At 64.7% G+C, this 18,513-nt stretch carries 23 protein-coding genes and 1 other RNA gene; 10 read left to right on the plus strand and 14 right to left on the minus strand.

Going from position 1 to position 18,513, the window contains the following annotated elements; genetic code table 11:
* Positions 1 to 64: 64 nt before the first annotated feature.
* From B597_RS31985 to B597_RS32000, 4 genes are all read right to left on the minus strand, one after another.
* Positions 65 to 1,297 carry a 2-octaprenyl-3-methyl-6-methoxy-1,4-benzoquinol hydroxylase gene (locus tag B597_RS31985; RefSeq protein WP_003296221.1) on the minus strand — a complete coding sequence of 411 codons (1,233 nt, stop codon included), beginning with the start codon at positions 1,295 to 1,297 and terminating at the stop codon, positions 65 to 67.
* A gap of 226 nt (positions 1,298 to 1,523) precedes the next feature.
* Entirely contained in the window at positions 1,524 to 2,702 is a 1,179-nt protein-coding gene (gene ubiH, locus B597_RS31990; RefSeq protein WP_003296223.1) for a 2-octaprenyl-6-methoxyphenyl hydroxylase, read from the minus strand.
* Between the two features lies 1 nt (position 2,703).
* Positions 2,704 to 4,038 carry a Xaa-Pro aminopeptidase gene (pepP, locus tag B597_RS31995; protein WP_003296224.1) on the minus strand — a complete coding sequence of 445 codons (1,335 nt, stop codon included), beginning with the start codon at positions 4,036 to 4,038 and terminating at the stop codon, positions 2,704 to 2,706.
* Positions 4,039 to 4,054: 16 nt separating this feature from the next.
* The gene (locus tag B597_RS32000) at positions 4,055 to 4,609 is read right to left on the minus strand and encodes a YecA/YgfB family protein (protein WP_003296226.1); all 555 of its coding nucleotides are present in this window, start codon (positions 4,607 to 4,609) and stop codon (positions 4,055 to 4,057) included.
* Between the two features lie 130 nt (positions 4,610 to 4,739).
* Here B597_RS32000 and B597_RS32005 point away from each other — a divergent pair, with 130 nt between their 5' ends.
* From B597_RS32005 to B597_RS32015, 4 genes are all read left to right on the plus strand, one after another.
* Complete coding sequence (locus B597_RS32005) at positions 4,740 to 4,949, plus strand: TIGR02449 family protein (protein WP_003296227.1); 210 nt, start codon at positions 4,740 to 4,742, stop codon at positions 4,947 to 4,949.
* The gene (locus B597_RS32010) at positions 4,946 to 5,260 is read left to right on the plus strand and encodes a cell division protein ZapA (protein ID WP_003296229.1); all 315 of its coding nucleotides are present in this window, start codon (positions 4,946 to 4,948) and stop codon (positions 5,258 to 5,260) included. The genes B597_RS32005 and B597_RS32010 overlap by 4 nt, the downstream gene beginning before the upstream one ends.
* 141 nt (positions 5,261 to 5,401) lie before the next feature.
* A non-coding RNA gene (gene ssrS, locus B597_RS46320) (6S RNA) lies at positions 5,402 to 5,580 on the plus strand.
* A 6-nt stretch (positions 5,581 to 5,586) separates the two neighbouring features.
* Positions 5,587 to 6,189 (plus strand): 5-formyltetrahydrofolate cyclo-ligase, encoded by a 603-nt coding sequence (locus B597_RS32015; protein WP_024161873.1) that lies wholly within the window; start codon positions 5,587 to 5,589, stop codon positions 6,187 to 6,189.
* 34 nt (positions 6,190 to 6,223) lie between these two features.
* Here B597_RS32015 and B597_RS47305 read toward each other — a convergent pair whose 3' ends face one another.
* Complete coding sequence (locus tag B597_RS47305; protein WP_003296232.1) at positions 6,224 to 6,373, minus strand: hypothetical protein; 150 nt, start codon at positions 6,371 to 6,373, stop codon at positions 6,224 to 6,226.
* Positions 6,374 to 6,569: 196 nt separating this feature from the next.
* Here B597_RS47305 and B597_RS32020 point away from each other — a divergent pair, with 196 nt between their 5' ends.
* Positions 6,570 to 7,019 (plus strand): EVE domain-containing protein, encoded by a 450-nt coding sequence (locus tag B597_RS32020; protein ID WP_003296233.1) that lies wholly within the window; start codon positions 6,570 to 6,572, stop codon positions 7,017 to 7,019.
* 1 nt (position 7,020) lies between these two features.
* On the opposite strand, the gene B597_RS32025 is transcribed toward B597_RS32020, so the two are convergent.
* A complete protein-coding gene (locus B597_RS32025) occupies positions 7,021 to 7,407 on the minus strand; it encodes a flagellar basal body-associated FliL family protein (protein ID WP_031323328.1) in 387 nt (128 codons plus the stop codon).
* A 231-nt stretch (positions 7,408 to 7,638) separates the two neighbouring features.
* Between B597_RS32025 and B597_RS32030 the strand changes: the two genes are divergently transcribed.
* Entirely contained in the window at positions 7,639 to 8,619 is a 981-nt protein-coding gene (locus B597_RS32030) for an NADPH:quinone oxidoreductase family protein (RefSeq protein ID WP_003296236.1), read from the plus strand.
* A 176-nt stretch (positions 8,620 to 8,795) separates the two neighbouring features.
* Here B597_RS32030 and secB read toward each other — a convergent pair whose 3' ends face one another.
* The 3 genes from secB to B597_RS32045 form a co-directional block, all read right to left on the minus strand.
* Entirely contained in the window at positions 8,796 to 9,293 is a 498-nt protein-coding gene (gene secB, locus B597_RS32035) for a protein-export chaperone SecB (RefSeq protein ID WP_003296238.1), read from the minus strand.
* 64 nt (positions 9,294 to 9,357) lie between these two features.
* Complete coding sequence (gene grxC, locus B597_RS32040; RefSeq protein WP_003296241.1) at positions 9,358 to 9,612, minus strand: glutaredoxin 3; 255 nt, start codon at positions 9,610 to 9,612, stop codon at positions 9,358 to 9,360.
* Between the two features lie 2 nt (positions 9,613 to 9,614).
* Positions 9,615 to 10,028 carry a rhodanese-like domain-containing protein gene (locus B597_RS32045; protein WP_003296243.1) on the minus strand — a complete coding sequence of 138 codons (414 nt, stop codon included), beginning with the start codon at positions 10,026 to 10,028 and terminating at the stop codon, positions 9,615 to 9,617.
* A gap of 139 nt (positions 10,029 to 10,167) precedes the next feature.
* Between B597_RS32045 and gpmI the strand changes: the two genes are divergently transcribed.
* The 4 genes from gpmI (at position 10,168) to B597_RS32065 (ending at position 15,258) form a co-directional block, all read left to right on the plus strand.
* Positions 10,168 to 11,715, plus strand: a complete 1,548-nt coding sequence (gene gpmI, locus B597_RS32050) for a 2,3-bisphosphoglycerate-independent phosphoglycerate mutase (protein WP_003296245.1) — start codon at positions 10,168 to 10,170, stop codon at positions 11,713 to 11,715.
* Between the two features lie 116 nt (positions 11,716 to 11,831).
* Positions 11,832 to 13,079 carry a murein hydrolase activator EnvC family protein gene (locus B597_RS32055; RefSeq protein ID WP_003296247.1) on the plus strand — a complete coding sequence of 416 codons (1,248 nt, stop codon included), beginning with the start codon at positions 11,832 to 11,834 and terminating at the stop codon, positions 13,077 to 13,079.
* Positions 13,080 to 13,150: 71 nt separating this feature from the next.
* Positions 13,151 to 14,470 carry a S41 family peptidase gene (locus tag B597_RS32060; RefSeq protein WP_003296249.1) on the plus strand — a complete coding sequence of 440 codons (1,320 nt, stop codon included), beginning with the start codon at positions 13,151 to 13,153 and terminating at the stop codon, positions 14,468 to 14,470.
* Positions 14,467 to 15,258: a divergent polysaccharide deacetylase family protein gene (locus tag B597_RS32065; protein ID WP_024161875.1), complete on the plus strand. Its 792-nt coding sequence runs from the start codon at positions 14,467 to 14,469 to the stop codon at positions 15,256 to 15,258. Before B597_RS32060 ends, B597_RS32065 begins: the two co-directional genes overlap by 4 nt.
* Positions 15,259 to 15,296: 38 nt before the next feature.
* Here B597_RS32065 and hisF read toward each other — a convergent pair whose 3' ends face one another.
* The 5 genes from hisF to hisB all read right to left on the minus strand — a co-directional run bounded on the left by hisF (position 15,297) and on the right by hisB (position 18,502).
* On the minus strand, positions 15,297 to 16,067 hold the full coding sequence (gene hisF / locus B597_RS32070; protein ID WP_003296251.1) for an imidazole glycerol phosphate synthase subunit HisF: 771 nt from the start codon (positions 16,065 to 16,067) through the stop codon (positions 15,297 to 15,299).
* Between the two features lie 162 nt (positions 16,068 to 16,229).
* Complete coding sequence (gene hisA, locus B597_RS32075) at positions 16,230 to 16,973, minus strand: 1-(5-phosphoribosyl)-5-[(5-phosphoribosylamino)methylideneamino]imidazole-4-carboxamide isomerase (RefSeq protein WP_003296252.1); 744 nt, start codon at positions 16,971 to 16,973, stop codon at positions 16,230 to 16,232.
* A 36-nt stretch (positions 16,974 to 17,009) separates the two neighbouring features.
* Complete coding sequence (locus B597_RS32080) at positions 17,010 to 17,270, minus strand: DUF2164 domain-containing protein (protein WP_003296254.1); 261 nt, start codon at positions 17,268 to 17,270, stop codon at positions 17,010 to 17,012.
* A complete protein-coding gene (gene hisH / locus B597_RS32085; RefSeq protein WP_003296255.1) occupies positions 17,271 to 17,909 on the minus strand; it encodes an imidazole glycerol phosphate synthase subunit HisH in 639 nt (212 codons plus the stop codon).
* Positions 17,909 to 18,502 (minus strand): imidazoleglycerol-phosphate dehydratase HisB, encoded by a 594-nt coding sequence (gene hisB / locus B597_RS32090; protein WP_003296257.1) that lies wholly within the window; start codon positions 18,500 to 18,502, stop codon positions 17,909 to 17,911. Before hisB ends, hisH begins: the two co-directional genes overlap by 1 nt.
* Positions 18,503 to 18,513: the final 11 nt, after the last annotated feature.

Raw genomic sequence — 18,513 nt, forward strand, 5'->3', positions numbered from 1 at the left:
AATAGTAGTGAATGTTATTTACCTTCTCAATGCGACATATCGTGCAGGCAACGTTTTGCAAATATCAATCCGCCATCAGCGGCCGGGCCAGTTCGGGCAGATCGCCGCCCAGCCCCAGCGCCTGGCGAACGAACATGGCTTTAGCCCCGGGCAGCGCCTGCACCGCTTTCAAGCCGGTGTTGCGCAACCAGCGCAGCGGCAGCGGATCGGCCTGGAACAGCCGCTCGAACCCCTCCATGGCAGCCATCATCGCCAGGTTGTACGGCATGCGCCGGCGCTCGAAACGACTCAGCACCTGTACATCGGCCAGCTGCTCGCCACGAGCCACCGCCGCCCTGATCACCTCGGCCAGCACGGCGGCATCCAGCAGACCAAGATTCACGCCCTGCCCCGCCAACGGATGAATGGTATGCGCGGCATCGCCGATCAGCGCCAGTCCGGGCTGCACGTAGCGCTTGGCGTGACGCTGGCGCAGCGGTATGCACAGCCGCGGATCGGCTTCGAGTACTTCGCCAAGGCGCTGCTCGAACGCACGGCCCAGCGCCGCACGAAACGCCGTGTCATCCAGGGCCATGAGGCGCTTGGCTTCGGTCTCGGTCACCGACCAGACGATCGAGCACCAGTTTCGATCGCCATCGCGCTCCAGCGGCAGAAACGCCAAGGGGCCGTCATCGGTGAAACGCTGCCAGGCCGTGCGCTGGTGCGGCTCGGCACAACGCACACTGGTGACGATGGCCTGGTGCAGGTAGTCCCATTCGCGGGTTTCGCAGCCAGCCAGGCGACGTACGGCTGAGTTGCCGCCATCGGCGGCCACCAGCAATGGCGCATCCAGTTCGCGCCCATCGGCCAGCTTCAGCTGCCAGCCGCCGGGAGTGCGCAGCAGCTGCTCGACGCGGGCATCGCCGAGCAGCCTCAGGCCGCCACGGCGCTGCATCACTTCCAGCAGGGCATCCTGCACCACACGGTTTTCGACGATATGCCCGAGCACCTCGGCATGCACGCTGTCGGCAGAGAAGTGAATCTGCCCGGTACCCGACCCATCCCACACATGCATATCCGTGTAGGGGCTGACACGCCGCTCGGCCATGCCCGGCCAGGCGCCGACCCGCTGCAGGATGCGCTGGCTGGCAGCGGACAATGCGCTGACCCGCGGCTCGAAGCCCGCGCGCGGCTCGAAGCCGGCGACCTCGAGCGGGCCGGCATCGAGCACGACGATGTCCAGCCCGCATCCCTCGAGCGCGAGGGCCAGCGTACTGCCGACCATTCCAGCACCGACGATGATCAGATCCGCTTGCATCAATTGTCTCCTGGCTGCCGCGCACGCGGCTCGAGTCGTATGTGAAAGGCCTTTTGCATCCGCATGTCCCGCTGTCGCACAACCGGACCTGCAGTTGCGACCGGCATCCACCGCCATCGGCGGCCGACGGCTGATGGCAGGTCAGGCATGGCGGCGCAGTCCGGGCCGCCCGCCTTGCCCTGGCGATGCCGCCGCGCCCGGTTCCCACGAATCGCCGGCGACGTGGTCAGCCGGCGCGGGTCCCCAGCCCCATGGCCTGACGCGCAAACCAGCGCTTGGCGGCTGGCATCAGATCGAGGCCGAGCAGCCCGAGATTGCGTCCGGCGGTGACCAGCCGAGCGGAGTCACCGAACAGCCGGGTGACCTGATCGGAAAAGCCGACAGTCAGCTGCTGGTCCAGGCGCTGCCGTCGGGCGTAATCCTGCAACACGGCCAGGTCGCCCAGCGCCGCTTCGCTGCGCAGCAAGGCGACACTCAGCGCGTCCACGTCGCGCAGCGACAGGTTGTAGCCCTGGCCGGCGATCGGGTGCAGGCTGTGCGCCGCGTTGCCCAGCACAACAAGCCCGGAGCGCACCTGCTCGTCGGCCTCGATCAGCGTCAAGGGATACAGATGGCGGGCGCCGACTTGCTGCAGGCCGCCCAGGCGATAGCCGAAGGCCTCCTGCAGTTCGGCGAGAAAGACCGCTTCATGCGCCTGCGCCAGCCGTGCGGCATCGGCCTGCGAGCGCGTCCACACCAGCGCACAGCGGTTATCCTGCAGCGGCAGCAAGGCCATCGGGCCGTCTGCGGTGAAGCGCTCGAAGGCCAGGCCGCCGTGCGGCTTGCCCGGCGTGATGTTGGCGATCAGTGCGGTCTGGCCATAGGGCCGGCGCGAAACCTCGATGCCGAGCTGCTCGCGCAAGCCGGAGCGGCCGCCATCGGCGAGGACGGCCAGGTCGCAGTGCAGCGACCGGCCGTCGGAGAAGCCCAGCCGATAGCCCGCGGCACAGGGCTCCAGCCGCTCGACTTCGGCGGGACAATGGCGGATCACGACCTGGTCATCCAGTGCCTGCCACAGGCAATGGCCGATCCAGGCGTTCTCCACGACATAGCCCAGCGCTTCGACACCCTCGTCGCGGGCGTGCAACCGAGCCGCGCCGAAGCGGCCGCGTTCGGACACATGAATGCGCCGGATCGGCTCGGCACGCTCGGCGATCCGCTGCCACAGGCCCAGGCGCTGGTAGATCAGCCGGGTGCCGTAGGACAGCGCCGTGGAGCGCGCGTCATAGCTTGGCTGGTACTCGTGGCCCGGCTCGAACGGCTCGATCAGGTGGATCTGCCAGCCGCGCTCGCGCGCGCCCTGCTGCAATGCCAGCGCCAGGCTCGCGCCGACCAGCCCGCCGCCGATGATCGCCAGGCTCTGCATGTCAGGCGGCCTGTTCGCGCGCAGCGGCCATCAGCGCCTCGATCTCGGCGACGCTTTTCGGCACACCACCGGTGAGGATCTCGCAGCCGCTCCGGGTAACCACCACGTCGTCCTCGATGCGCACGCCGATGCCGCGCCATTTCCTGGCCACGTCCTGGTTGTCCGCGGCGATATAGATGCCCGGCTCGACCGTCATCGCCATCCCCGGCTCGAGCACGCGCCACTCGCCGCCGACCTTGTAATCGCCGACATCGTGCACGTCCATGCCCAGCCAGTGGCCGGCGCGGTGCATGTAGAAGGGCTTATAGGCCTCGCAGGCGATCAGCTCGTCGACCTCGCCCTGCAGCAGGCCCAACTCGACCAGGCCGGCGGTGATCACCCGAACGGTGGCTTCGTGCGCCTCGTTCCAGTGCCTGCCCGGGGCGATGTGCTTGAAGGCCTCTTCATTGGCGGCCAGCACCAGTTCGTAGATGGCCTTCTGCTCCGGCGAGAAGCGGCCGCTGACGGGGAAGGTGCGGGTAATGTCGCTGGCGTAGCAGTCGATCTCGCAGCCTGCATCGATCAGCACCAGGTCACCATCCCTGAGCGGCGCGTCGTTTTCCCGGTAATGCAGGATGCAGGCGTTGCGTCCCGCGGCGACGATCGAGCCGTAGGCCGGCATCTTCGCCCCGCCCTTGCGGAACTCATAGTCCAGTTCGGCTTCCAGGTGGTACTCGAACAGGCCGGCGCGGCTGGCCTGCATGGCACAAATATGTGCCCGCGCGGAAATCTCCGCTGCGTGCTTCATCACCTTCACCTCGTTGCTCGACTTGTACAGGCGCATGTCATGCAGCAGGTGATCGAGCGCGACGAACTCGCTGGGTGGCTGCGCGCCCTGGCGCGCCTTGGCGCGAATCGTCTTGATCCATTCCATCAGCCGATGATCGAAGGCCTCGTTGGTGCCGATGGCGTAGTACACCCGGTCCCGACCCTCGATCAGGCCGGGAAGAATGTCGTCGATGTCGCCGATAGGGAAGGCATCGTCGGCACCGTAGTCGTTGACCGCACCGTCCTGCCCGGCGCGCAGGCCGTCCCACAGCTCACGCTCCGGATCACGCTCGCGGCAGAACAGCACGTACTCGCCATGCTCGCGACCGGGTATCAGGGCGATCACCGCCTCCGGCTCGGGAAAGCCGGAGAGGTACTGGAAATCGCTGTCCTGACGGTAGACATGCTCGACATCGCGGTTGCGGATATACATCGGCGCGGCCGGCAGAATGGCGATGCTGTTGGGTTCCATCTGCTCCATCAGCGCCTTGCGCCGACGGGCGTATTCCGATTTCGGGATGCGGGTCATGGGCAGAACGGTTTCCTCAGTGCAGGGAAGGTTTCGGTGCGGCTGGTACCGGTTTGGCGCACTCAGTGAACAGTAGCAGCGGCGCCACGCGCAGATATTCCATCACTTCCATGTAATCGGTCTCGCCATCCTCGGACTCCTCCAGCGAGTCCTGGATCTGCGCGATCGCGGACAGGTCCTGCAGCACCTCCATGGCTTCGCTGCTCAACGCGCGGTCACCGGCGGTCAGGCCGAAGCCGGCAAGAAAGCCCTGGCACCACTGGCCCAGCGCCACGGCGCGTTCGCTCAACGGAGCTTCGTCGCTGGGCAGCAGCAGGACAATGGCGATGTCGTCGCCGGCGAGTTCGCCCTTGACCATTTCCTGCAGGCCGATCAAGGCCTGACGGATGCCGTCCTGCGGGGCCTCTCCGAGCAGGTCGGAGGCATCGGTCAGCCAGGGCTCGACATCGAAGCCGGCGCCGGCGCAACTTCGGCCTAGCAACAGGCCGTGCAACTCGGCAGGGGAAACGCTTTGCGGGCTGCCTGCCAGAAGTGTGGCGAAAGCGGCATAAGGGGAATTCTGAATGGACATTGGCGGCTAGGCGCACGATGGCGCAATGACTAGAATGAAGGCTTCGTATCCTAGCACCGGCGGCGGCGGCAAGACCATCGAAGCCCCCCGGCATCGCCTCCGTCGTCACCAGTGCCTCAACGGGAATCCCATGGAAGACGCCGATCTGAAAGCGCTGACCATCAAGCTGGAACAGCTGATTCAGCGCATCGAACAGCTCAAGGCGCAAAACAATCTGCTGCTGGCCAGCGAGCGTGCCTGGCGTGAAGAGCGCGCTCATCTGATCGAAAAGAACGAAATGGCCCGGTTGAAGGTCGAAGCAATGATTTCGCGCCTGAAAGCCCTGGAGCAGGACTCATGACCCAGACCAATACCGTCACCGTGCACATCATGGACAAGGAATATTGCATTGCCTGTCCGCCAGAGGAACGCAGCAATCTGGAAGGCGCGGCCCGCTACCTGGATCGCAAGATGCGAGAGATCCGCAGCAGCGGCAAAGTCATCGGCGCGGATCGCGTGGCGGTGATGGCGGCGTTGAACATTACCCATGAGCTGCTGCACAAGCATGATCGCCTGGACGCCGAGGCCAACAGCGCTCGTGAGCACGTGCGCATGCTGCTGGAGCGCGTCGACAGCGCGCTGGCCACCGATCCAAACCCGTCCGGCAACTGATCGGCGGTGCTGCGTGTCGGATGCCGCACTGCGGCACTGCAGAACCCGCGAAGCACTGTCCGGCCCGGGGTCGTCTGGCGCAGCGACGCGGTTCCCGATGAAACGGGGACCACGCCTGACGTATTGAGGTATACTGCGCGCAACTCCCTGGCATGTTCGCCAGTCGGCGATGACCCTCTCCCGATAAGCAATACCATGGAGGCTACACGTGGTGCCGGTGTGCATGTCCGCCTGACGGAAAGCCTTAAGGTACTCTGTAGTCGCCACCTTGAACTCTCGGGTTCAAGGGCCTACGCTGGCAGCGGCATGCTGGGGAGCCACTTCCGATGATCGTAGCCGAAGGCCTTTCGCGCCAGGCGCTGCGCCGCAAGCTGCGCCAGACCCGGCGCCAATTGACACCCGCCCAGCAACGTCTCGCGGCTCTGCGCCTCTACCGGCAGCTGGCCCAGCACCCCCTGTTTCGACGTGCGCGACATATCGCCCTCTACCTGCCGAACGATGGCGAAATCGACCCACGCCCGCTGTTGCGCGCCGCTCAACGTCGCGGCAAGGGTACCTACCTTCCGGTACTCAATCCCTGGCCACGCACGCGTATGGTGTTCCAGCGCGTCGAGCCTGGCGAACGAATGCGGCGCAACCGTTTCGGCATTTTCGAACCGCTCATCCGAGCCACGCGACAACGTCGCGTCTGGGCGCTGGACCTGCTGCTCATGCCGCTGGTGGGTTTCGATGAGGACGGTGGACGCCTGGGCATGGGCGGCGGCTTCTATGATCGCAGCCTGGCGTATCGCGCCATGCGCAAAAAAAGTCACAAACCGACACTATTGGGCCTGGCGCACGAATGCCAGAGAGTGGACCGACTGCCACTGGAGAGCTGGGATGTGCCCCTTCAGGGCACGGTGACGGACCGCGGCTGGTACGGCGGCTGAGATGATCGAAAGGCCGCGTCCCTGCGGCGCTGGGTCATCGTTGCTGGGCCTGCTGCACCTGGATGACCGGAGCCATGGCGGCGGCGTCGTGCTGCTCCCACAGACTCTGCGTGTAGCCGGTGGTGACTACGCCCAGGCCGAAGATGAAGACCAAGATCCAGAGAATATCGGGCTTACGTTTCATGTTGTTCGCCTCCCCCTACCAGGCGAATGCTCGCGTCGAGTCAGTGTGCTTTATCGTTCTAGAGACTCGATAGGCCACGTTACAGCCGCGGCATTTTCCGTGAAGCTTCGGCACTGCGCAAATCCGTATTGCAGCCGATTGTCGGAGATTTTGCCATCATGGTCTGATCGAACCGACAAACACGGGAGCAAAATTCATGCCTCATTGGCTGATGAAGTCCGAACCGGATGAATTTTCCATCCAGGACCTGCGGAAACTTGGCCGCGCACGCTGGGACGGCGTGCGCAACTATCAGGCGCGAAACTTCCTGCGCCAGATGCAGGAAGGCGACCAGTTCTTCTTTTACCACTCCAGCTGCGCCGAGCCGGGTATCGCCGGCATCGGCCGGATCGTTCGCAGTGCATATGCCGACCCTGGCGCACTGGACCCGAACGGTCCGTATCGTGATGCGAAAGCCACTGCCGAAGCGAACCCCTGGAGCGCAGTCGACGTCGAGTTCGTGGAAGCCTTCGCAAGCTCACTGAGGCTGGCCCGACTGAAGGCGGAGCCAGCACTTGAGGATCTCGCACTGGTGAAGAAAGGCAGCCGCCTGTCGGTGATGCCGGTCAGCGACAGCGAGTGGGCGGCGATCCTCGCGATGCGCTGAGCTACTGGATGATCAGGTTGTTGAACAGCAGGTCGTCCACCAGCGGCTTGCCCTCTTCCTGCTCGAGTACGTCGCGCACCTGCTGCAACGCCTCCTGACGCAGCTGCTCCTTGGCTTCGGGACCACTCAGGGTCTCCTCGGTCTGCTGAGAGAACAACATCACCAATTGGTTACGGATCAGCGGTTCATGGTGCTTGACCCGATCTTCCACCTCCTTGCTGGAGATGCGCAGGGCGACATCGGCCTTGTAGTACTTGAGCCGCTCGCCGGATCCGTAGTTGCCGACCATGGACGGCACCAGTGCGTAGTAGAGCGTCTGGATGGCAGCGGCATCCTCGGCCGCCTCCTCGGCCAGCACGGGCCCGGCAAGGGCGAGGCAGAAAAACATCGAAATGAGGTATCTCACGCGGTACTGCTCCAAGGAAAATCCTGCGCCAGCATAACCAGTCGCCGCGACCCACCCAAGCCCATTGCGCAACCGCCTGCCACTTATACGCCGCCATTACAGTGGACGATGCTCATTGCCTCGCCACGCAGCGCTCCTAGACTGGCAAGTCCTGAGCAGTCGAGTCCTCCATGTCGGGCGGCAAGCGTCCGACCAGTCGAACAAGGAAAAGCGATGAAAGCCGTCCTGTGCAAAAGCTTCGGTCCTCCCGAAAACCTGATTGTCGAAGACGTCCCTTCCCCCCAGATCAAGCCGAGCGAGATTCTGCTCGACGTGCATGCCGCCGGGGTGAATTTTCCCGATACGCTGATGATCGAGGGCAAGTATCAGTTCAAGCCGCCGTTCCCGTTCTCGCCCGGCGGCGAGGCAGCCGGCGTGGTCGCTGCGGTCGGCGAGAAGGTTGCCCACCTCAAGGTCGGCGATCGGGTCATGGCGCTGACCGGCTGGGGCAGCTTCGCCGAGCAGGTCGCCGTCGCCGGCAGCAATGCCCTGCCGATCCCGCCAAGCATGGACTTCGATACCGCCGCAGCCTTCAGCATGACCTACGGCACCTCCATGCACGCGCTCAAGCAGCGCGCCGATCTGCAACCGGGGGAAACCCTGCTGGTGCTCGGCGCATCCGGCGGCGTCGGCCTGGCGGCAGTGGAGATCGGCAAGGCCATGGGCGCACGGGTGATCGCTGCCGCCTCCAGCGCCGAGAAGCTGGAAGTGGCCAGGCAGGCCGGTGCCGACGAACTGATCAACTACAGCGAAGGCAGCCTGAGGGACCGCCTGAAGGAACTCACCGGCGGCCAGGGCGTGGATGTGATCTACGACCCGGTGGGCGGCAAGCTGTTCGAAGAGGCATTCCGCAGCATCGCCTGGAACGGCCGCATGCTGGTAGTGGGCTTCGCTGCCGGCGGGGAGATTCCAGCGTTGCCGGCGAATCTGCCGCTGCTCAAGGGCGCGGCACTGATCGGCGTGTTCTGGGGTGCCTTCGCCCAGCGTCAGCCGCAGGACAACGCGGCCAACTTCCGTCAGCTGTTCGCCTGGCATGCCGAGGGCAAGCTCAAGCCACTGGTGTCGCAACGTTATGCCCTGCAAGACACCGGCAAGGCCATCGCCACGCTGGGCCAGCGCAAGGCGGTCGGCAAGCTGGTGGTGCAGGTTCGCTAGCGCAAGCTGCAAGCCAGCGTAGGGTGGATGTCGCTTTTTACATCCACCCTGACTCAGCTCGCCGGATCGATGAAGCGTGACCCGACCTGCAGCGAATCAGGGTGGCGGCTGCTATCCAGCCGTCACGCTTCTCGCGCTTTACCTGCAGCTCACTGCTTGCAACCAGCCGCCGCCTTTCAGTGCTGGACGCTGCCGGGCGCTTCGCCTGCACCCTGCATGCGCGTCATTTCCTGGGCGTAGAGGGCGTCGAAGTTCACCGGAGCCAGCATCAACGCCGGGAAGGAACCGCGGGTCACCAGGCTGTCCAGCGCCTCGCGGGCGTACGGGAAGAGAATGTTCGGGCAGAACGCGCCGAGCGTATGGCTCATGGCGGCGGCTTCAAGACCCTTGATCAGGAATATCCCGGCCTGCTGCACTTCGGCGATGAAGGCGACTTCCTCGCCGGTTTTAACGGTGACCGAAAGGGTCAGGACTACTTCGTGGAAGTCACCTTCCAGCGCCTTCTGGCGGGTGTTCAGGTCCAGCGCGACACTCGGATTCCATTCCTGACGGAAAATTTCCGGGCTCTTCGGCGCCTCGAAGGACAGGTCGCGGACGTAGATGCGCTGCAGGGAGAACTGCGCGCCCTGTTCGTTCTGCGACGCTGCGCCGCCGTTGTTAGCTTGTTCGGTCATTTCTGCAACCTTCTATCGAGTTGTGCGTGTCGTTTGAATTGTTCGCAGCCCGAGCTATCCGCGCTCAGGCCTGCAGCAGCGAATCGAGGCGCCCTGCACGCTCCAGGGCATGCAGTTCGTCACAGCCGCCGACGTGCTGTTCGCCGATCCATATCTGCGGTACCGAAGTGCGCCCGGCCTTGCTGGCCATCTCGGCACGCAGCGATGGCTTGCCATCCACGGGAATTTCCTCGTAGGCGACGCCCTTGCGATCGAGCAGCGCCTTGGCACGGATGCAGAACGGGCACCAGGCGGTGGTATAGATGACGACGTTGGGCATGATTACTTGACCACTGGCAGATTGTCGCCGCGCCAGCTGGAAATCCCTCCCGACAGCTTGGCGGCGGTGAAGCCTGCCTTCTGCAGCTCACGGCAGGCCGTTCCGGCGTGCTGCCCCATGGCATCGACCACGATGATGGTCTTGGCCTTGTGCTTTTCCAGCTCGCCTGTGCGGCTGACCAGCTTCTCGTAGGGAATGTTCAATGCATCGACGATATGACCGGCGTCGAACTCCTTCTTGCCGCGCACGTCCAACACCACACCCTCGCCACTGTTGACCAGTGCCGTCAGTTCGCGGTTGCTCAGGCTCTTGCCACCCTTGCGCGTCTCGGTGATGAACAGAAGGATCAACAGCGCCACGAACAGGCTGCTGAGTACATAGTGGTTAGAGACAAATTCAATCAGGTTAGCGAGCATCAACGGGTACCCGGACGATAAAATGCGGGCCAGTATACACAGCCCCTCCTACCGGCTGAACCCTGATGATTCGTGACCCCGCCCCGGCCAGCCAGTAGACTGGCCGACCTTTTCCGCCCTGTGCAAGGAGCCCGAAAGCATGCCCGTCGCACCTACTGCCGTGCCCAAACCCCTGGTTCTGATCATTCTCGATGGTTTCGGGCACAGCGATAGCCCCGAGTTCAATGCCATCCATGCTGCCCGCAAGCCGGTCTATGACCGCCTGCTGGCCAGCCAGCCGCACGGTCTGATTTCCGGCAGCGGCATGGATGTGGGCCTGCCGGACGGGCAGATGGGCAACTCCGAGGTCGGCCACATGAACCTGGGTGCCGGGCGTGTGGTGTATCAGGACTTCACCCGGGTGACCAAGGCGATTCGCGATGGCGAGTTCTTCGCCAACCCGACTATCTGCACCGCGGTCGACAAGGCTGTCGCGGACGGCAAGGCGGTGCACATCCTCGGCCTGCTTTCCGACGGTGGCGTGCACAGCCACCAGGATCATCTGGTCGCCATGGCCGAACTGGCTGCCCAGCGCGGCGCCGAGAAGATCTACCTGCATGCCTTCCTCGACGGCCGTGATACGCCGCCCAAGAGCGCACAGCATTCCATCGAACTGCTCCAGGCCACCTTCACCCGCCTGGGCAAGGGTCGCATCGCCAGCCTGATCGGCCGCTACTTCGCGATGGACCGCGACAACCGCTGGGATCGCGTGCAACAGGCCTACGAGCTGATCGTCGAGGGCAAGGCCGAATACCGCTCCGATTATGCCGTGGACGGCCTGATCGCCGCCTACGAACGCGGCGAGAGCGACGAGTTCGTCAAAGCGACTTCCATCGGCGAGCCGGTGCGCGTCGAGGATGGCGACGCCGTGGTGTTCATGAACTTCCGCGCCGACCGTGCGCGCGAGCTGACCCGCTGCTTCGTCGAGCCCGGCTTCAAGGAGTTCGAACGCGCACGGGTCCCGCAACTGGCCGAGTTCGTCATGCTCACCCAGTACGCAGCGAGCATCCCGGCATCGGCGGCGTTCGCACCGGAAGCGCTGACCAACGTGCTCGGCGAGTACCTGGCCAACAACGGCAAGACCCAGCTGCGCATCGCCGAGACCGAGAAATACGCCCACGTCACCTTCTTCTTCTCCGGCGGCCGCGAAGAGCCGTTCCCCGGCGAGGAACGTATCCTCATCCCGTCGCCACAGGTCGCCACCTACGATCTCAAGCCGGAGATGAGCGCGCCCGAGGTCACCGATCGCATCGTCGATGCCATCGAGAACCAGCGCTACGACGTCATCGTCGTCAACTACGCCAACGGTGACATGGTCGGTCATACCGGCGTGTTCGAAGCAGCGGTCAAGGCGGTGGAATGCCTGGACAGCTGCGTCGGGCGCATCGTCGAGGCACTGGACAAGGTCGGTGGCGAAGCGCTGCTCACCGCCGACCACGGCAATGTCGAGCAGATGGAAGACGCCATGACCGGCCAGGCACATACCGCACACACCTGCGAGCCGGTGCCCTTCATCTATATCGGCAAGCGCAACGTCTCGATCCGCCAGGGTGGCGTACTGGCCGATGTCGCGCCGACCATGCTGACCCTGCTCGGCATGCCGGTGCCACAGGAAATGACCGGTCGCTCGCTCATCGAACTGAACTGATCGCGCCAGCCGGGAAGCGGATGGTGCCAGCCGCCGTTTCCCGCTACAGGCTTCAAGCTTCCAGCTTGCTTTTTAGGCATACTACGCCGGTCATAACGTTCGGTTGACAGCCTTCCATGCCTCGTACCTTCCTTGCCCTCGCCTTTCTCTGCCTGCTCGGCCCAGCCGTGGCGGACGAACGTGCCGCGGCGCGGCAGCAGATCGAAGCCGCTCGCCAGGACATCGCCGAACTGCAAAAGCTGCTCAAGCAGATCGAGCAGGAGAAATCTGGCGTCCAGAAGCAGTTGCAGACCACCGAAAGCGAGATGGGGCAGCTGGAGAAGCAGGTCGACACCCTGCAGCAGGAGATCGACCGCAGCGAAGCGGAACTGGAACGCCTGAACGAAGAAAAGACCACTCTCGAAGGTGCCCGCCTGGAACAGCAGCGGCTGATCGGCCTGCAGGCCCGCGCCGCCTACCAGAACGGCCGGCAGGAATACCTCAAGCTGTTGCTCAACCAGCAGAACCCCGAAAAATTCAGTCGCACCATTACCTACTACGACTACCTGAACAAGGCTCGCCTCGAGCAGCTCGACAGCTTCAATGAAACGCTGCTGCAACTGGCCAGCGTCGAAGCGGACATCGAAACCCAGCAGAACCTGCTGGCGGAAAGGAAGGACGGCCTGCTCGAGCGCCGCAATCAGCTCGCCGAGATTCGCAAGGAGCGCCAGCAGACCCTCGCCAGGCTCGACACAGACCTCTCCAGCCGCGAACAGAAGCTGCAGGCCCGCCGGCAGGAGCAGGCGCAGTTAGAGCGCGTGCTCAAGACCATCGAAGAAACGCTGGCGCGCCAGGCCCGTGAAGCCGAAGCGGCTCGTCAGCGCGCCCTGCTTGCCGAGCGCGAGCAACAGCAGCAGATCAAAGAATCTACAGCACCGAGTGGCCCGATGGTTTCCAGCGCTGGCGGCAATTTCGGCGGACCGTTCGCCCAGGCCAAGGGCAAGCTGCCCTGGCCGGTGAATGGACGTCTCGTCGCCCGCTACGGCACTCCGCGCGGCGGTGATGCTCGAACCAAGTGGGACGGCGTGCTGATCGGCGCCAGCGCCGGTACGCAGGTGCGTGCCGTGCATGGCGGCCGGGTGGTGTTCGCCGACTGGTTGCGCGGTGCCGGGTTGCTGGTGATTCTCGACCACGGCAACGGCTACCTGAGCCTGTATGGACACAACCAGAGCCTGCTGCGTGACCCCGGCGACGTCGTCAAGGCCGGCGATCCGATTGCCACGGTTGGCACCAGCGGTGGCCAGGAAACCGCCGCACTGTATTTCGCCATTCGCCAGCAGGGCCGCCCAAGCGATCCTGCCCAATGGTGCCGCGCGCAAGGCTAGCGAGCAGCGGCGTTCGGTCATGCCGAGCCGCCCGCATCGCCAAGCGCGCCCTCTCATTACTGGAGTTCGACATGTTGCACCTGCGCCGTTTCGCCCGTCCATCCACGCTCGCCCTGGCCATCCTGCTGGGAATGCAGGGTGGCGCCTGGGCCCAGCAGCCGACGACAGACGCAACGGCACCGAGCGCCAAGGCCCCGCTGCCGCTGGAGGAGCTGCGTACCTTTGCCGAAGTGCTGGATCGCATCAAGGCCGCCTATGTCGAGCCGGTGGACGACAAGACCCTGCTGGAAAACGCCATCAAGGGCATGCTCAGCAACCTCGACCCGCATTCCGCCTATCTGGAGCCCGAGGCATTCGCCGAGCTGCAGGAGAGCACCAGCGGCGAGTTCGGTGGTCTCGGTATCGAGGTCGGCATGGAGGACGGTTTCATCAAGGTCGTCTCGCCGATCGACGACACCCCGGCCTCGAAGGCCGGCATCGAGGCCGGCGACCTGATCGTCAAGATCGACGGCCAGCCGACCAAAGGCATGTCGATGATGGACGCCGTGGCCAAGATGCGCGGCAAACCGGGTAGCAGCATCAGCCTGACCCTGGTGCGTGAAGGTGGCCAGCCATTCGAGGTCAAGCTGACCCGCGCGGTGATCAAGGTGCGCAGCGTCAAGAGCCAGATGCTCGAGCCCGGCTATGGCTACCTGCGCGTCACCCAGTTCCAGGTCAATTCCGGCGAGGAAGTGGGCAAGGCCCTTGCCAGGCTGAAGAAGGACAACGGAGGCAAGAAGCTGAATGGCCTCGTGCTGGACCTGCGCAACAACCCGGGCGGCGTCCTGCAGGCGGCCGTGGAGATTTCCGATCACTTCCTCACTGACGGGCTGATCGTCTACACCAAGGGCCGCATCGCCAATTCCGAACTGCGCTTCAACGCCGACCCGACTGACGCCAGCGAAGGCGTGCCGCTGGTGGTGCTGATCAACGGCGGTAGCGCCTCGGCCTCCGAAATCGTTGCCGGCGCCCTGCAGGATCATAAACGCGGCGTGCTGATGGGTACCGACAGTTTCGGCAAGGGCTCGGTACAGACCGTGCTGCCGCTGAACAATGATCGGGCCCTGAAGCTCACCACCGCGCTCTACTACACCCCCAACGGCCGCTCGATCCAGGCCCAGGGCATCGAACCCGACATCAAGGTCGAGCGCGCCAAACTGACCCGCGAACAGGCTGCCGAAGGGCTCCGCGAAGCGGATCTGGCGGGTCACCTGGGCAACGGCAATGGCGGGCCGGACCGCCCTACCAGCACCCAGATCGCCAGCGACTCGCCGCGCCCGCAGGACGATGACTACCAGCTCGGCCAGGCACTGAATCTGCTCAAGGGACTGAACCTAACCCGCGGCCAATGAGCATCCCAGGCTGGGCTGCAGGCCTGGCGTTGTTCATGATGCTGAGCAGCCAGGCAACGCCCGCGCGCGAAGCCACCGCGGAGCAGGCGCCACGGCCACGCCTGACGCTGGTCATTGACGACCTCGGGCAGAACCCGGCGCGCGACCGCCGCGTGCTGCAACTGCCGGGCCCGGTGGCACTGGCGATCCTGCCCGACACCCGCCACGCCGCCGATCTGGCCGAACAGGCCCACCGCACCGGCAAGACGGTCATGCTGCACATGCCGATGGCACCCGCGCAGGGACGCTTCGCCTGGCACCCGGCGCTTCCTCCTGACGAGCTGGCGCGGCGACTGGACGCCGCCCTGGCGGCCGTGCCGCATGCCAGCGGGCTGAACAATCACATGGGCAGCGCCATGACCGACCAGCCGCAGGCCATGGCCTGGCTGATGGACGAGCTGCAACGGCGCCACCTGTTTTTCCTCGACAGCCGCACCAGCGCGCGTACCGTGGCCGCCGCCAGCGCCCAGCGTGCGGCGCTGGCCAGCCTGTCGCGGGATATCTTCCTGGATGATGACCCCTCGCCCGAGGCCGTGGCCGAGCGCTGGCGCGCCGCCATCGCGCTGGCCCGTCAGCAGGGTTCGGTGGTCCTGATCGGCCATCCCCATGCAAGCACCCTGGCCGTGCTGGAGCGTGAACTGCCACGGCTGGCAGCACTGGGCATCGAGTGGGTCGACATCGAGCAGATGATCGCCGCCCGCAGCAACCGGGCCATGGCCGCCCACGGTCGCGGCGGCATCTATCGCTGAGCGCCGCCAATGAAGCGCACCTGTAGGCTGCGCCGCGTTCAGCGCATCACGATGCCACGTGCGGCCAGGTAGGCCTTGGCTTCCGGCACGGTGTATTCACCGAAATGAAAGATGCTGGCGGCGAGCACCGCATCGGCCTTGCCTTCGAGAATGCCATCGGCCAGATGCTGCAGGTTGCCCACGCCACCGGAAGCGATCACCGGGATGCACAGCGCTTCGCTGATGGCACGGGTGACGCCCAGGTCGTAGCCACTCTTCACGCCGTCCTGGTCCATGCTGGTCAGCAGGATCTCGCCAGCGCCGAGGTCTTCCATCTTCTTCGCCCAGGCCACCGCATCCAGGCCGGTGGGCTTGCGCCCGCCATGGGTGAAGATTTCCCAGCGACCCGGCTCGCCCGGTGCGGAGACCTTCTTCGCGTCGATGGCGACGACGATGCACTGCGAGCCGAAGCGGTCCGCGGCCTCGCCGACGAACTCCGGGTTGAACACCGCGGCGGTGTTGATCGAGACCTTGTCGGCACCGGCATTGAGCAGGTTGCGGATGTCCTGCACGCTGCGCACGCCGCCGCCCACGGTCAGCGGGATGAACACCTGGCTGGCCATGCGCTCGACGGTGTGCAGGGTAGTGTCGCGGTTGTCGACGCTGGCGGTGATGTCGAGGAAGGTGATCTCGTCGGCGCCCTGCTCGTCGTAGCGGCGGGCGATTTCCACCGGGTCACCGGCGTCACGGATGTTCTCGAACTGGACGCCCTTGACCACGCGGCCGTTGTCCACGTCGAGGCAGGGAATGATGCGTTTGGCCAGGGCCATGGTCGATCTCTCTCGTAGGGTGGACAACCGCGCAGCGTTGTCCACCGGGTCACCGAATGCACGGTGGACAAGCGAAGCGTTGTCCACCCTACGGCTTATTCATCCTTGTACTTCAGTGTGTAGGGTGGATCACGCTTCACCGATCCACCGCGGATCAGCGAATCACTCGTCCTTGTACTTCAGGTCGCAGAGCGCCTGCGCCTCAGCGACGTCGAGCGTGCCTTCGTAGATCGCCCGGCCGGTGATGGCGCCGATGATGCCCGGGGTGTTGGTGTCGAGCAGCTTCTGGATGTCGCCGATGTTGTGGATGCCGCCGGAAGCGATCACCGGGATGCGGCTGGCGTTGGCCAGCGCCACGGTCGCCTCGACGTTGCAGCCCTGCATCATGCCGTCCTTGGCGATGTCGGTGTAGACGATCGCCGAGACGCCATCGGCCTCGAAGCGGCGGGCCAGATCGACGGCCTGCACGCTGGAGACTTCCGCCCAGCCATCAGTGGCGACAAAGCCGTCCTTCGCATCAAGGCCAACGATGACCTTGCCCGGAAATGCGCGACAGGCCTCGGTGACGAACTCCGGCTCTTTGACCGCCTTGGTACCGATGATCACGTAGCTGACGCCGGCGCGCACGTAGTGCTCGATGGTTTCCAGGGTACGGATACCGCCACCGATCTGGATCGGCAGATCCGGGTAACGCCTGGCGATGGCGGTGACCACCTCGCCGTTGACCGGCTGGCCTTCGAAGGCGCCGTTGAGGTCGACCAGATGCAGACGACGGCAACCGGCCTCGACCCACTTGGCGGCCATGGCCACCGGGTCGTCGGAAAACACCGTGGCATCGTCCATCAGGCCCTGGCGCAGACGCACGCAGGCGCCGTCCTTGAGATCGATAGCGGGGATAATCAGCATGGCTTGAACCTGTTCAAATCAAGTGTCGGTTAAGGGTCAGCTCTTCTCGAGCGCCCACAAGTCGCTTTCGATGCTTTCGAACCGTTCCTTCAGGTGGCTCTGCACGTCGAAGATCGCCTTGTTGTAATACAGCGGTGCGATTTCACGGGCGAACAGATCGAGCACTTCCTGCGCTTCGAACGAGCCCAGCTCGACCTCGAAACGCTCTTCCAGAAAGCGCTTGATGACCTGCTGCGCCGCCTGTTCCTGAGCGGCATCCAGCGTCAGGACCGGCGGCTTGAGCTTGGCCCGGCTCATTTACCAGCGGCCATCCCAGGCGGCGAAATTCTGCAGCAGCTGCAGGCCGTGGGTGTGGCTCTTCTCCGGGTGGAACTGCACGGCGAAGCGCGAGCCGTCAGCCAGCGCCGCAGCGAAGTCCTTGCCGTAGTGACCGCGGCCGACCACCTGGCGCGGGTTGCCGGCGTCGATGTAGTAGCTGTGTACGAAGTAGAAGCGGCCGTTATCCGGGATCGCATGCCAGAGCGGGTGGTCCACCGCCTGCTTGACCTCGTTCCAGCCCATGTGCGGCACCTTCAGGTGCTCGCCGTCCTCGTGCAGGTCCTTGCCGAAGAAACGCACCTGGCCGGGAAACAGGCCGATGCAGTCGACACCGTCGTTCTCCTCGCTGCGCTCCATCAGCGCCTGCATGCCGACGCAGATGCCGAGGAACGGACGGTCCTGGCTGACTTCGCGGACCAGTTCGTCGAAGCCCAGCCGGCGAATCTCGGCCATGCAATCGCGAATCGCGCCGACGCCGGGAAACACCACGCGGTCGGCTTCACGGATGACCTGCGCATCGCTGGTGATCAGCACGCGGCCAGCGCCGACGTGTTCCAGCGCCTTGGCCACCGAATGCAGGTTGCCCATGCCGTAGTCGATGACGGCAACGGTCTGCATCACAGGCACCCCTTGGTCGACGGCATCTGCCCGGCCATGCGTGGATCGAGCTCGACGGCCATGCGCAGCGCGCGGCCGAAGGCCTTGAACACCGTCTCGATCTGGTGGTGGGTATTGATGCCACGCAAGTTGTCGATGTGCAGGGTGACCAGGGCGTGGTTGACGAAGCCCTGGAAGAATTCCTGGAACAGGTCGACGTCGAACTTGCCAACCACCGCGCGGGTGTAAGGCACATTCATGGTCAGCCCCGGACGCCCGGAAAAGTCGATCACCACGCGCGACAAGGCCTCGTCCAGCGGCACGTAGGAATGCCCGTAGCGGGTCATGCCCTTCTTGTCGCCGACGGCCTTGGCAAAGGCCTGGCCGAGGGTGATGCCGACGTCCTCGACGGTGTGGTGGTCGTCGATGTGCAGGTCGCCGTTGCACTCGATATCCAGGTCGATCAGCCCGTGACGGGCGATCTGGTCGAGCATGTGCTCGAGGAAGGGCACGCCGATGGCGAAGCGCGCCTTGCCGGTGCCATCCAGATTGATGGTGACCTTGACCTGGGTTTCCAGGGTGTTGCGCTCTACGTAAGCCGTACGTTCGGACATCAACAGCTCCG

Origin of the sequence: Stutzerimonas stutzeri KOS6, assembly GCF_000307775.2 — a bacterium.
GTDB classification, from domain to species: Bacteria; Pseudomonadota; Gammaproteobacteria; order Pseudomonadales; family Pseudomonadaceae; genus Stutzerimonas; species Stutzerimonas stutzeri_B.

Bases quoted from the DNA above. Each gene is read 5' to 3' on its own strand.
- B597_RS31985 (WP_003296221.1), bottom strand. From the start codon at position 1,297: ATGCAAGCGGATCTGATCATCGTCGGTGCTGGAATGGTCGGCAGTACG.
- hisB (WP_003296257.1), bottom strand. From the start codon at position 18,502: ATGTCCGAACGTACGGCTTACGTAGAGCGCAACACCCTGGAAACCCAG.
- B597_RS32060 (WP_003296249.1), top strand. From the start codon at position 13,151: ATGTTGCACCTGCGCCGTTTCGCCCGTCCATCCACGCTCGCCCTGGCC.
- B597_RS32000 (WP_003296226.1), bottom strand. From the start codon at position 4,609: ATGTCCATTCAGAATTCCCCTTATGCCGCTTTCGCCACACTTCTGGCA.
- hisH (WP_003296255.1), bottom strand. From the start codon at position 17,909: ATGCAGACCGTTGCCGTCATCGACTACGGCATGGGCAACCTGCATTCG.
- B597_RS32045 (WP_003296243.1), bottom strand. From the start codon at position 10,028: ATGCTCGCTAACCTGATTGAATTTGTCTCTAACCACTATGTACTCAGC.
- B597_RS32010 (WP_003296229.1), top strand. From the start codon at position 4,946: ATGACCCAGACCAATACCGTCACCGTGCACATCATGGACAAGGAATAT.
- B597_RS32055 (WP_003296247.1), top strand. From the start codon at position 11,832: ATGCCTCGTACCTTCCTTGCCCTCGCCTTTCTCTGCCTGCTCGGCCCA.
- B597_RS32020 (WP_003296233.1), top strand. From the start codon at position 6,570: ATGCCTCATTGGCTGATGAAGTCCGAACCGGATGAATTTTCCATCCAG.
- secB (WP_003296238.1), bottom strand. From the start codon at position 9,293: ATGACCGAACAAGCTAACAACGGCGGCGCAGCGTCGCAGAACGAACAG.
- B597_RS32025 (WP_031323328.1), bottom strand. From the start codon at position 7,407: ATGTTTTTCTGCCTCGCCCTTGCCGGGCCCGTGCTGGCCGAGGAGGCG.
- hisF (WP_003296251.1), bottom strand. From the start codon at position 16,067: ATGGCCCTGGCCAAACGCATCATTCCCTGCCTCGACGTGGACAACGGC.
- ubiH (WP_003296223.1), bottom strand. From the start codon at position 2,702: ATGCAGAGCCTGGCGATCATCGGCGGCGGGCTGGTCGGCGCGAGCCTG.
- B597_RS32080 (WP_003296254.1), bottom strand. From the start codon at position 17,270: ATGAGCCGGGCCAAGCTCAAGCCGCCGGTCCTGACGCTGGATGCCGCT.
- B597_RS32030 (WP_003296236.1), top strand. From the start codon at position 7,639: ATGAAAGCCGTCCTGTGCAAAAGCTTCGGTCCTCCCGAAAACCTGATT.
- B597_RS32005 (WP_003296227.1), top strand. From the start codon at position 4,740: ATGGAAGACGCCGATCTGAAAGCGCTGACCATCAAGCTGGAACAGCTG.
- B597_RS47305 (WP_003296232.1), bottom strand. From the start codon at position 6,373: ATGAAACGTAAGCCCGATATTCTCTGGATCTTGGTCTTCATCTTCGGC.
- pepP (WP_003296224.1), bottom strand. From the start codon at position 4,038: ATGACCCGCATCCCGAAATCGGAATACGCCCGTCGGCGCAAGGCGCTG.
- B597_RS32015 (WP_024161873.1), top strand. From the start codon at position 5,587: ATGATCGTAGCCGAAGGCCTTTCGCGCCAGGCGCTGCGCCGCAAGCTG.
- gpmI (WP_003296245.1), top strand. From the start codon at position 10,168: ATGCCCGTCGCACCTACTGCCGTGCCCAAACCCCTGGTTCTGATCATT.
- hisA (WP_003296252.1), bottom strand. From the start codon at position 16,973: ATGCTGATTATCCCCGCTATCGATCTCAAGGACGGCGCCTGCGTGCGT.
- B597_RS32065 (WP_024161875.1), top strand. From the start codon at position 14,467: ATGAGCATCCCAGGCTGGGCTGCAGGCCTGGCGTTGTTCATGATGCTG.
- grxC (WP_003296241.1), bottom strand. From the start codon at position 9,612: ATGCCCAACGTCGTCATCTATACCACCGCCTGGTGCCCGTTCTGCATC.